14 protein-coding genes are annotated in these 10,148 nt (G+C 71.4%); 6 read left to right on the forward strand and 8 right to left on the reverse strand.

The window, feature by feature from the left end; genetic code table 11:
* Positions 1-7: 7 nt before the first annotated feature.
* Together ACSMXO_RS05310 and dapD are read right to left on the reverse strand one after the other, a co-directional pair.
* Complete coding sequence (locus tag ACSMXO_RS05310; protein ID WP_455416898.1) at positions 8-586, reverse strand: sugar O-acetyltransferase; 579 nt, start codon at positions 584-586, stop codon at positions 8-10.
* 8 nt (positions 587-594) lie between these two features.
* Entirely contained in the window at positions 595-1,548 is a 954-nt protein-coding gene (gene dapD, locus ACSMXO_RS05315) for a 2,3,4,5-tetrahydropyridine-2,6-dicarboxylate N-succinyltransferase (RefSeq protein ID WP_455416899.1), read from the reverse strand.
* A 116-nt stretch (positions 1,549-1,664) separates the two neighbouring features.
* On the opposite strand from dapD, the gene dapE reads away from it, so the two are divergent.
* Positions 1,665-2,738, forward strand: coding sequence for a succinyl-diaminopimelate desuccinylase (gene dapE, locus ACSMXO_RS05320; RefSeq protein WP_346262075.1), 1,074 nt, complete (start codon positions 1,665-1,667; stop codon positions 2,736-2,738).
* A 120-nt stretch (positions 2,739-2,858) separates the two neighbouring features.
* Here dapE and ACSMXO_RS05325 read toward each other — a convergent pair whose 3' ends face one another.
* Complete coding sequence (locus tag ACSMXO_RS05325) at positions 2,859-3,173, reverse strand: hypothetical protein (RefSeq protein ID WP_455416900.1); 315 nt, start codon at positions 3,171-3,173, stop codon at positions 2,859-2,861.
* A gap of 18 nt (positions 3,174-3,191) precedes the next feature.
* Between ACSMXO_RS05325 and ACSMXO_RS05330 the strand changes: the two genes are divergently transcribed.
* Positions 3,192-4,043, forward strand: a complete 852-nt coding sequence (locus ACSMXO_RS05330; RefSeq protein ID WP_346262073.1) for an LOG family protein — start codon at positions 3,192-3,194, stop codon at positions 4,041-4,043.
* 80 nt (positions 4,044-4,123) lie between these two features.
* On the opposite strand, the gene ACSMXO_RS05335 is transcribed toward ACSMXO_RS05330, so the two are convergent.
* A complete protein-coding gene (locus tag ACSMXO_RS05335; protein ID WP_455416901.1) occupies positions 4,124-4,501 on the reverse strand; it encodes a hypothetical protein in 378 nt (125 codons plus the stop codon).
* A gap of 243 nt (positions 4,502-4,744) precedes the next feature.
* Between ACSMXO_RS05335 and ACSMXO_RS05340 the strand changes: the two genes are divergently transcribed.
* The 3 genes from ACSMXO_RS05340 (at position 4,745) to ACSMXO_RS05350 (ending at position 5,686) form a co-directional block, all read left to right on the forward strand.
* Positions 4,745-5,041 carry an ArsR/SmtB family transcription factor gene (locus ACSMXO_RS05340; RefSeq protein WP_346262071.1) on the forward strand — a complete coding sequence of 99 codons (297 nt, stop codon included), beginning with the start codon at positions 4,745-4,747 and terminating at the stop codon, positions 5,039-5,041.
* Entirely contained in the window at positions 5,041-5,427 is a 387-nt protein-coding gene (locus ACSMXO_RS05345; RefSeq protein WP_346262108.1) for a VOC family protein, read from the forward strand. The genes ACSMXO_RS05340 and ACSMXO_RS05345 overlap by 1 nt, the downstream gene beginning before the upstream one ends.
* A 130-nt stretch (positions 5,428-5,557) precedes the next feature.
* Positions 5,558-5,686: a hypothetical protein gene (locus ACSMXO_RS05350; RefSeq protein ID WP_455416902.1), complete on the forward strand. Its 129-nt coding sequence runs from the start codon at positions 5,558-5,560 to the stop codon at positions 5,684-5,686.
* A gap of 37 nt (positions 5,687-5,723) precedes the next feature.
* Here the strand turns inward: ACSMXO_RS05350 and ACSMXO_RS05355 are convergent, their stop codons facing one another.
* The 4 genes from ACSMXO_RS05355 to ACSMXO_RS05370 all read right to left on the reverse strand — a co-directional run bounded on the left by ACSMXO_RS05355 (position 5,724) and on the right by ACSMXO_RS05370 (position 9,793).
* The gene (locus ACSMXO_RS05355; protein ID WP_455416903.1) at positions 5,724-7,985 is read right to left on the reverse strand and encodes an RCC1 domain-containing protein; all 2,262 of its coding nucleotides are present in this window, start codon (positions 7,983-7,985) and stop codon (positions 5,724-5,726) included.
* Between the two features lie 334 nt (positions 7,986-8,319).
* Positions 8,320-8,508: a DUF397 domain-containing protein gene (locus ACSMXO_RS05360; protein ID WP_455419177.1), complete on the reverse strand. Its 189-nt coding sequence runs from the start codon at positions 8,506-8,508 to the stop codon at positions 8,320-8,322.
* Positions 8,505-9,230 (reverse strand): DUF5753 domain-containing protein, encoded by a 726-nt coding sequence (locus ACSMXO_RS05365; protein WP_455419178.1) that lies wholly within the window; start codon positions 9,228-9,230, stop codon positions 8,505-8,507. Before ACSMXO_RS05365 ends, ACSMXO_RS05360 begins: the two co-directional genes overlap by 4 nt.
* 305 nt (positions 9,231-9,535) lie before the next feature.
* Positions 9,536-9,793, reverse strand: a complete 258-nt coding sequence (locus ACSMXO_RS05370; protein ID WP_455416904.1) for a hypothetical protein — start codon at positions 9,791-9,793, stop codon at positions 9,536-9,538.
* Between ACSMXO_RS05370 and ACSMXO_RS05375 the strand changes: the two genes are divergently transcribed.
* Positions 9,792-10,121, forward strand: a complete 330-nt coding sequence (locus ACSMXO_RS05375; RefSeq protein WP_455416905.1) for a hypothetical protein — start codon at positions 9,792-9,794, stop codon at positions 10,119-10,121. The genes ACSMXO_RS05370 and ACSMXO_RS05375 overlap by 2 nt on opposite strands.
* Positions 10,122-10,148 lie beyond the last annotated feature (27 nt).

Below are 10,148 nucleotides of genomic sequence, written 5' to 3' on the forward strand. Positions count from 1 at the left end.
GCGACGGTCAGCCGGCCAGCGGTCGGAGGACCCTGGCCGGGTTGCCGACGGCCAGTACGCCGGCCGGCAGGTCCCGGGTGACCACGCTGCCGGCGCCGACCACGGTGTCCGGGCCGATGGTGACCCCGCCGAGCACGATCACCCCGCCGCCGAGCCAGGCGTTGTCGCCGATGGTGATCGGCCGGGCCGCCTCCCAGCCGGTCCGGCGCTGCTCCGGGTCGAGCGGGTGGTGCGGGGTCAGCAGTTGCACGTTCGGCCCGATCTGCACGTCGGCACCGATCTCGATCGCGGCGACATCCAGTAGTACGGCGTTGACGTTCAGGTACGACCGGTCGCCGACCCGAATCTGGCTGCCGTAGTCGCAGTAGAACGGTGGCCGGACCACCACCTGCTCGCCGACCGCGCCGAGCAGCTCGCGCAGCAGCGCCTCGTGCTGCTCCGGCCGGTCTGCGGCGGTCGAGTTGTAGCGCTGCACGAGCAGGGCGGCGCGCCGGGCCAGTGCGACCAGTTCAGGGTCGTCGGCCCGGTAGAGGTCACCGGCGAGCATCCGCTCCCGCTGCGAGCGTGGATCCGCGCCGACGTCCATTCGGCGGCTCAGTCGTTGGCGTGCAGGGCGGCGTTCAGCTCGATGCCCCGGCCGGTGCGCGGTTTCGCCTCCAGGGCGCCGGTCACCGAGTTGCGCCAGAACAGCAGCCCGTCGACCCCGGACAGCTCGCGGGCCTTGACCACCCGGCCGTCCGGCAGGGTCACCTTCGAGCCGGCCGTGATGTAGCAACCCGCCTCGACCACGCAGTCGTCGCCGAGCGAGATCCCGATCCCGGCGTTGGCGCCGAGCAGGCTCCGCTCGCCGATCCGGACCTTCTCCTTGCCGCCGCCGGAGAGGGTACCCATGATCGAGGCGCCGGCACCGACGTCGGAGCCGTCCCCGACCACCACCCCGGCGACGATCCGGCCCTCCACCATCGAGGCGCCCAGCGTGCCGGCGTTGAAGTTGCAGAAGCCCTCGTGCATCACCGTGGTGCCGCTGGCCAGGTGCGCGCCGAGGCGTACCCGGTCGGCGTCGGCGATCCGGACCCCGGACGGGACCACGTAGTCGGTCATCCGGGGGAACTTGTCGACCCCGTAGACCGCCAGGTGCCGGCCGGCGGCCCGCTCCAGCACCCGCAGCTCGTCGACCCGCTCCGGCGGGCACGGGCCGGCCGAGGTCCAGGCGACGTTGGCCAGCACCCCGAAGATGCCGTCGAGGTTCAGCTCGTTGGGCCGGACCAGGCGGTGGGAGAGGAGGTGCAACCGGAGGTACGCGTCGGAAGCGTCCTTGATCGGGTCGGCCAGCGAGCCGATCTCGGTGACCACCACGGCGGTACGCAGCCCCGGCAGCGCCCGGTCGCCGATCGCGCCCGGCGGCAGGTCGAGTACGTCGGCGCCCTCGCCCGCGACCAGCGGCGACGAACCGAGGCCGAGCTTGCCGGTCGGATACCACGTGTCGAGCACCTGGTCTCCGGCGAGCGTGGCCACTCCGATCCCCCAGGCGGGCTGTGCGGTCGTCACCCGGTTTACCTCTCCGTCATCCGTCTGGCACCTCGGCTCAGCCGTGAGTGTGGAACGTCATTTCCGAGCCTTGGACGCGTCCCGCCGATACGACCTTGACGGTACCGTCTCCCACCATGGAGAACCCGCTCACCCCCGAGGTGTTGGCCGATCCGGTCGCGTTGACCCGCGCCCTGGTCGACATCGAGTCCGTCTCGCGGAACGAGAAGGAGATCGCGGACTGCGTCGAGGAGGTGCTCAGGAACGTCCCGCACCTGACCGTGGCGCGACACAGCAACACGATCATGGCCCGTACGGACCTGGGCCGGGCCCAGCGGGTGGTGCTGGCCGGGCACCTGGACACCGTGCCGTTGAACAACAACTTCCCGTCCAGCGTGCAGGGCGACCTGATCTACGGCTGCGGCACCTCGGACATGAAGTCCGGGGTGGCGTACGCGCTGCACCTGGCGGTGAGCGTGCCCGAGCCCCGGTACGACGTCACCTACTTCTTCTACGAGGCCGAGGAGATCGAGTCCCGCTACAACGGGCTGACCCTGGTCGCGCAGGCGCATCCGGAGTGGCTGACCGCCGACTTCGCGGTGCTGCTGGAGCCGACGCACGGGGTGGTCGAGGCGGGCTGCCAGGGCACCATGCGGGCGATCGTCAGCGCCACCGGCCGGCGGGCGCACTCGGCCCGCTCCTGGAACGGGGTGAACGCGATCCACGGGATCGGCGGGGCGATCAACCGGCTGGCGGCGTACCAGGCCCGGATGGTCACCATCGACGGCTGCGTGTACCGCGAGGGGATGAACGCGGTCCGGATCAGCGGCGGGGTGGCCGGCAACGTGGTACCGGACCTCTGCGAGATGGAGGTGAACTACCGGTTCGCCCCGGACCGGACGGCCGAGCAGGCGGAGGCGCACGTACGCGAGGTCTTCGACGGCTATCAGGTCCGGGTGACGGATTCGGCGCCCGGTGCGCTGCCCGGGCTGACCGCGGCACCGGCCCGGGAGTTCCTGACGGCGGTCGGGGCGGACCCGATCGGCAAGCTCGGCTGGACGGACGTGTCGCGGTTCGCCGCGCTGGGCATCCCGGCGCTCAACTTCGGGCCGGGCGACCCCAACCTGGCGCACGCCCCGGACGAGCACGTCGAGATCGGCAAGATCCGGGACGGCGCGGCCACCCTGCACCGCTGGCTCGCCTCGCACTGACCTCCGCGTCGCGTCGCACGGAGTTTCGGCGTCGCGTCGAAGGTTTGATCCGGTGCCGGCCGGCGGTGGCCCCTTTGCCGCCGGCCGGCACCGGTTTCCCCGTGATATTCGGTCGGCGGACTACCCGTCGACGTGTTGCTGCGTACGCGATTCCTGGTCCGGCCCCGGATCGTCGATGGCGCCGATCGGCGCGGCGTTGCGCGCCATCCGGCGCTCCGCAACCACCGCCCGGATCCGGCGCTGCATCTGCCGTCGAAGTCGGATGATCTCCCCGCTGGTCATCACCGTTGCCCCCCGAAGGTGCGCGGCCGTGATGTGGGCGCCGCGCGTTCCCCCTTGTGAATGGTAAGACGCCCGCCAGCCCCGTTCGGTTGCGTCGACGCTGGATGTTTGTCCCGTGACGTACCGGATCACGCCACCCCGTTCGCGGTCCACCGGATTACCGTGGACCCCATGAACCACAACGAGGGGCGAAACGGCGGCCGGGGTCGGGGACCGGAACGGCATCGGGGTGCGGTCACCCTGCGCCGCGAGGCCATCCCGTTGAGTACGGCCGACCAGCGGCTGCTCGACTCGCGCAGCCGGGGCGACTGGAAGACCAAGGACGCCTGGCGGGCACTGCGCATCCTCTCCGAGTTCGTGGAGGGCTTCGACACCCTGGCCGACCTGCCCCCGGCGGTCAGCGTCTTCGGCTCGGCCCGCAGCAAGCCGGACAGCCCGGAGTGCGTACTCGCCGAAGAGCTGGGCGCGGCGCTCGCCGCCGCCGGCTATGCGGTGATCACCGGCGGCGGGCCGGGTGTGATGGAGGCCGCCAACCGGGGCGCCACCGAGGCGGGCGGGCTGTCGGTCGGGCTCGGTATCGAGTTGCCGTTCGAGCAGGGCATCAACGACTGGGTCGACATGGCAATCGACTTCCGGTACTTCTTCGCCCGCAAGACCATGTTCGTCAAGTACGCCCAGGCGTTCGTGGTGCTGCCCGGCGGCTTCGGCACCCTGGACGAGCTCTTCGAGGCGCTCACCCTGGTGCAGACCGGCAAGGTGACCCGGTTCCCGGTGGTCCTGATGGGCACGGCGTACTGGAGCGGCCTGCTCGACTGGCTCCGGGACACGCTCGCCGCCGACGGCAAGATCGGCCTGGCCGACCTCGAACTGATCATCGTCACGGACGACGTGAACGCGGCCGTCCGGCACATCGTGGAGGCGGACGCGGCGCTCGCGGCCGAGCAGGAGGCGCTCCAGGAGACCGCGATCGCCCAGGCCGAGGCGGCCCAGCAGTCGGCCGCCGGAGGACGCAACTCCCGCTGAACGATCGATCTCCCGGACACGTCCGGCGCGGTGCGGCCCGCCCCCCGGTCCCAATGGGGGCGGGCCGCCGGTCTCTCCGGTTACGACAGGACCCGGATGCTCCCCGGGGAGAAAACCGTGGAGTCGCCGGGCGGCAGGGCGAGCGACGGGAAGCCGGTGCAGAATCCTCCGGTGTAGACCACGATCGTGGCGTCGGTCTGGTTCCGCACGATCGTGTCGGGCGGGAGCGCCCCGTTGATGCTGTGGCAGCCGGCGGGCGGGTTGACCAGGATGGTGCTCGGGCCGGTCGGGCTGCTGATGATGACCCGGCCGGTGGCGGCGAGGCTGGGCGAGGCGGCGAGCCCGAGCGCCGCGCCCGCCACCGCACCGACCACGGCCACCCGGGCCGCCCGGCGCCAGCCGCCTGAGCGACGGGTCGTCGTACGGGACCGCGTCGGTGCCGCTTCCATGGTTTCCATACGGATCCTCCCCAGGGATCGAAGTGCTGCTCGGTGCCCGGCCTTCGCCTATGTGTCAGCTCCGAAGCCGGAGCATCGGCGGTCTTCGTCGGCCGGTCGGCTGGAACGCTACGGCCCGGCGACTTCATTTCGCTTTCAGGTCGCCGACGCCGAGGTGGCGCGGGGGAGCGCGGCGGGCTCGCCGGCGCAAGGCCGGCGGCTCTCGCTTGACAGGCAAGTGACCACTTGCCTATAACTGTGCTCATGGACGCGAACTCCGACCTGTTCAAGGCCATCGGTGACGCGACGCGACGCACCATCCTGGATGAGCTGGCTGACAAGGACGGTCAGACGCTGTTCGAGATCTGCAGCCGGCTCACCATGAAGCACGGCCTGGGCTCCTCGCGCCAGGCCATCTCGCAGCACCTCGCGGTGCTCGAACAGGCCGGGCTGGTGCGCACCCGGCGGCAGGGCCGGTACAAGTTCCACCACCTCGACACGAGCCCGCTGCGCTCGATCGTTGAGCGGTGGCCCATCGACCGAGAGGAACCAAATCCGTGATACGTATCAACCTCACCAGCGTGCTCGTCGACGACCAGGCCAAGGCGCTTGCCTTCTACACCGAGAAGCTGGGGTTCATCAAGAAGACCGACGAGCCCGCCGGCGAGGCCCGCTGGCTCACCGTGGTGTCCCCGGCCAACCCGGACGGTGTCGAGTTGCTGCTGGAGCCGGACGGCCACCCGGCGGCGGGTCCGTTCAAGAGTGCCCTGGTCGCCGACGGTATCCCGTTCACCCAGTTCGCCGTCGACGACGTGTACGCCGAGGTCGAGCGGCTCAAGGGGCTGGGCGTCGAGTTCACCCAGGAGGCGACCGACCTGGGGCCGGTGGTCACCGCCGTCTTCGACGACACCTGTGGAAATCTGATCCAGATCGCCGCCATGAAGTAGTCGCGCACGCCTGCCGCCCCTGCTGCCCGCCCGATTCGGCTTGGAGGGGCCGGGCGGGCGGCCGAGGTTCGGAGGTGGCGATCGCGGCTACTGGTCAGGGAGTCAGGTCGGCCGCTGCCCGCAGGGCCGCGTGCAGGTCGTGGTACCCCGGGCCGAGTGGCTGGGACTGCTCGCGCGGGTACGACCGTCGGGCGTCGGCGGGGCGACGGCGACCTCCGGCACCGGTGAGGGCCGGGAGCTGCTGCGTGCCGTGGGCTAAGGGTGAACGGATCCGGCTGGCCCCCTCGTCCCGGCACCTACGGCCCTTGTCGGGCGAGGCTGTGGTGTTCGCCGGCGGTGACGTCAACGGCCGGGGCGGCGAGGGGCTGGGTCGTCGGCACCGGGACCTGGCTGCTGACCGGTACGTTGACGTTGCCGAGTTGGCCGTAGTTGTTGCGCCCCCAGCCGAGGACCAGGCCGGTGGAGGTGGCGGCGAGGCTGTGGACACTGCCACCGGCGAGCGCCGTGACGGTGGTGCCGGCGGGCAGTGACACGAGCACGGGCGTGCTGCGGTTGGTGATGGTGCCGTCACCGAGCTGGCCGACAATGTTGCTCCCCCAGGCAAGCGCCTGCCCGGTGGAGGTGACCGCCAGACTGTGCAGGAGGCCGGCGGCGAGGCTCGTGACGGTGGTGCCGCCCGGCAGTGACACGGGTACGGGCGTGCTGCGGTTGGTCGTGCTGCCGTCGCCGAGTTGGCCAACGCTGTTGTATCCCCAGGCCAGCACCGGGCCGGCGGCGGTCCGGGCAAGGCTGTGGAACCCGCCGGCGGCCAGGCCGGTCACGGTGGTGCCCGCCGGCAGCGACACCGGCACCGGAATGGGACGGGAGATGGTGGTGCCGTCACCGAGCTGACCGTAGGCGTTGTTCCCCCAGGCGTACACCTGACCGGTGCCGGTCAACCCGAGGCTGTGCACGTTGTAGGCGGCGATGGCGGTGATCGTGACGCCGGCGGGGAGTGACACCGGCACCGGGGTCGTGCGGGAGATGGTCGTGCCGTCGCCGAGCTGTCCCGCGCCGTTGCGTCCCCAGGCGTAGATCTGCCCGGTGTCGGTCAGGGCGAGGCTGTGCGCGAGTCCGGCGGCGACAGCGGTGACCACCGTCCCGGCGGGGAGTGACACCGGCACCGGGGTGGCGCGGGCGGTGGTCGTACCGTCGCCGAGTTGACCGTTACCGTTGGCCCCCCAGCCGAGCACACCGCCGGTGGAGGTGGCCACCAGGCCGTGGTGGTGGCCGGCGGCGACGTCGCCGACCGTGGTGCCGGCCGGCAGCGCGACCCGGCCCGGGGCCCGGTAGTCGAAACTGGAGCCGTTGCCCAGCTGAAAGGATCCGTTTCTTCCCCAGCCCGCCACCGGCGACGGCAGCCGCGACCCGAGCGTCACGTTGAAGGAAGCCCCGGCGGCGATGGCCGTCACCGAGAGGTCGACCGGGAGCGGCGCCACCGTCGGTGTGGAGCTGTCGTCGGTGCCCCAGACGAGCACCTGTCCGGTCGAGGTGAGGCCGAGGCTGTGGCCCCCGGCAGCAACGGCGGTAACGGTGGTGCCGGCCGGGAACGGCACCGGCACCGGCACCGTACGGCCGCTCCCCCACGTCAGTACCTGCCCTGTCGAGGTGAGGGCCAGGCTGTGCGCGTAACTGGCGGCGATCTTGGTGACCGTTGTCCCCGCAGGAAGCGATACCGGCACCGGTGTGGTCCGTTGGGTGGTGGTGCCGTCACCGAGCCGGCCACCGCCGTTGCTGCCCCAGGCCCACAACTGGCCGGTGGAGGTCAGCGCGAGACTGTGTGCGTTCCCGGCCGCGATGGCGACGACCGTCGTGCCGGCGGGTAGCGACACTGGTACCGGCAGGTGGCTTCGCTCGGTGGTGCCGTTGCCGAGTTCGCCGGCGTCGTTGACGCCCCAGGCGTACACCTGCCCGGTGGAGGTCAATGCCAGGCTGTGCCCACCTCCGGCCGAGATGGCGACGACCGTGGTGCCGGCCGGCATGGCCGTCGGAACGGGCCAGGGTTGCGAATCTTCCGCCATGCCGTTGCCGAGTTGCCCGTACTCGTTCGCTCCCCACGCGTATACCTGCCCGGACGAGGTCAGCCCCAAGCTGTGGCGCTCAGCGGCAGAGACCGCGACCGCACTGCCGGCGGGCATGAACGTCAACACCGGAGTGGTCCGTACGAAGTCGCTGCCGTCGCCGAGTTGGCCGAAGGCGTTCTGCCCCCAGCCGTACACCTTCCCGTCGCTGGTGATTGCCAGGCTGTGGGCCCCACCCGAGCTGATCTGGGTGTATGTGGTGCCCGTCGGCAGCAACACGCGCACCGGCAGCGGGCGCGGCGTATCGGTACCGTCGCCCAGTTGGAAGTACTGGTTGGCGCCCCAGGCGAGAACCTCCGCGCCGGTGACCTCCGCTGCGGCCGGTGCCGGCACCGCGATCACCAACCCCACCGCCAGCAGGACCATGCCGAGGTATGGGCCGGCACGCCGGCCAGTCCGGCGGAATCCGATGGTCAGGATGGTGCTGGCACCGGACATGGCACAACTCCCTGCCGAGGCCGTGGCCCAGAGGCGGATCTCTCGGCGGCCTGACCGCCGCGGTTCATGGCATCGAGTCCACGGTCGTCGATGCCCACCCCGAAGCTACTCTGCGCAGTCGCAAGGTCGCAGTCCGTCTAGCAGCCGGCGGTGCACCTCGATCGGCCAACCTCCACAGGCAGACGTCCGGCCCACGGCAGCGGAACGGCGGACAGCGCGCCGCCGCAAACCCTCAGAGGCTGAGCTGCGGACATACGGAGCCGAAGACCCTGGTACGGGACGGTGGTGCGCGCCGACATCCTCGACGCGGCTGGTCGAGAGGCGACAGCTTCGGTTACGCCGGTCGGGCTGCTACGTCGGTGACGAACGCCTGCCAGGCAGTGGGGGTGAAGGTGAGGGTGCCGTTGTCGCGGTGTTTGCTGTCCCGGACGAGTACCCGGCCGGGCAGGTTGTCGGCCACCTCGACACAGTCGCCGCCGTTGGAACTGCTGCGGGTGCTGGTGCGCCACTGGGCGCCGGTCAGGTCAACCATTCTCGTGCCCTCAGGTGTGCAATCGACAGGTCGCGCGGCAGCGCCACCGACCTCAGAGTGTCCCAGGTGCGCCAGAGCGCGGCAACGTCGCTGGTCATCCGCCCCTCCGCCTGGTCGTCCAGGTAGGCGACGTCCGGTCGGTCGTCCAGGCTGGCGATGACGAACGCCCCGGCCTGGCCAGGATGCAGGCCGGCGTGCAGCGGCAGCACGTGCACCATCACGAACGGGCGCCGGGCCATCTCGACCAGATGGTCGAGCTGCGGATGCATGATCTCCGGGGCACCCCGGCGCAGCGCCGCCTCGTCCACCACGAAGACGGCCAGCGGTGGCTTGGGCCGGTCGAAGACCGCCGCCTGGCGTTTGAGCCGGGCCGCCACGTGCAGGTCGAGTTCGTCGCCGCCAAGCGGTCCGCTGCCGAGCACCGCCCGGGCGTACGCCTCGGTCTGGAGCAGTCCCGGCAGCACCGACGCCTGGAATGACCGCAGCGAGGTTGCCTCCCGTTCGAGGTCGGCCCACGGGCGGAACCATTCGAGTTCCCGGCGACGGAGGACGTCCGGCCAGAGTTCGCCGACGTCCCGGCCGAGCAACTCGGCCACCGCCGTCCGGTGACGCGGCTGTGGTATCCGGCCCGGCGTCAACCACCGTCCGGCGGTCTTGGGGTCGACACCGACCTTCTCGGCGAGCGACTCGGCGGTCTCGCCGACCTCGGCCATCGCGATTCGCAGGGTCTCGTTCACGTGCCCTCCGCAGTGGACGTCCAGGATTTCCCCGGAACCTACAACTACGTTGTGTGTTTGTCTCGCGACGCCGAGCAGGCTTCAGATAGCGGAACTGTTCGGTGGCGGCAACCACCCCGGACGGGACCGCGCGGGGACCGCCCGGACTGCCTCCCCCGGAAGTCGGGGCGGTCCCCGCTTCCACCTTGACCGCGAAGCGGCACGACGGAAGGGAGCAGCGGGATGCGCTGGAGAAGGCGGCAACCGGAACGTCACCGTCGGGACTGGCGCCGGCTGTGGCGCTACTGCCGGTGCGGGCTGCGCTGGGGCTGCCCGGACGACGTACCCATGACGCGGATGCCGTGGCCTCCAGCACCGCCACCGGCCGGGGTGTCGGTGCCGGTCGGACCGGAGCCGGGTCCGCGACCGACCTCGGGCGCGGCCCGGAACACCAACCGGGGCCCGGCCTGGACCGCGCCCGCCGGCCGGAACGACCGGCCGACCTCGGCCAGCGCCAGGCACAGGGCCGGACAGCCGACCGGGTAACCGGACTGAGCCATGAATCCGCCGCTCGCGCGCCGCCGGCCGCACGTGCCGACCCGGCCGAGGTACCTCTGCCGCACCTGCGCCGCCCCCTGGCCGTGTCAACCGGCCCGACTGAACCTGCTGCACGCCTACCGTGGGGCAAGGGAAAAGCTCCTGGTCCACCTCGCCGGGCACCTGCACCGGGCGCTGTGCGACCTCCTCGCCACCTCACCCAACCTCGACCCGGTGGCCGTGTGCGTACGCTTCCTCGGCTGGGTGCCGAATCCGCACGTGACAGGTGACCCGACACGGTCGGTGGACGTACCCGGAGTGCGACCGGGGCGTGGCGCGGGGCGTACCTGAGGGGGGCTCGTCGGGGCGGCGTGGTGT

Source organism: Plantactinospora sp. DSM 117369 (assembly GCF_053764795.1).

Excerpts from the sequence above, each read along its gene's own strand:
- ACSMXO_RS05310 (WP_455416898.1), bottom strand. The coding sequence starts at position 586 with ATGGACGTCGGCGCGGATCCACGCTCGCAGCGGGAGCGGATGCTCGCC.
- dapE (WP_346262075.1), top strand. The coding sequence starts at position 1,665 with ATGGAGAACCCGCTCACCCCCGAGGTGTTGGCCGATCCGGTCGCGTTG.
- ACSMXO_RS05330 (WP_346262073.1), top strand. The coding sequence starts at position 3,192 with ATGAACCACAACGAGGGGCGAAACGGCGGCCGGGGTCGGGGACCGGAA.
- ACSMXO_RS05335 (WP_455416901.1), bottom strand. The coding sequence starts at position 4,501 with ATGGAAACCATGGAAGCGGCACCGACGCGGTCCCGTACGACGACCCGT.
- ACSMXO_RS05340 (WP_346262071.1), top strand. The coding sequence starts at position 4,745 with ATGGACGCGAACTCCGACCTGTTCAAGGCCATCGGTGACGCGACGCGA.
- ACSMXO_RS05355 (WP_455416903.1), bottom strand. The coding sequence starts at position 7,985 with ATGTCCGGTGCCAGCACCATCCTGACCATCGGATTCCGCCGGACTGGC.
- ACSMXO_RS05365 (WP_455419178.1), bottom strand. The coding sequence starts at position 9,230 with ATGGCCGAGGTCGGCGAGACCGCCGAGTCGCTCGCCGAGAAGGTCGGT.
- ACSMXO_RS05375 (WP_455416905.1), top strand. The coding sequence starts at position 9,792 with ATGAATCCGCCGCTCGCGCGCCGCCGGCCGCACGTGCCGACCCGGCCG.
- ACSMXO_RS05370 (WP_455416904.1), bottom strand. The coding sequence starts at position 9,793 with ATGGCTCAGTCCGGTTACCCGGTCGGCTGTCCGGCCCTGTGCCTGGCG.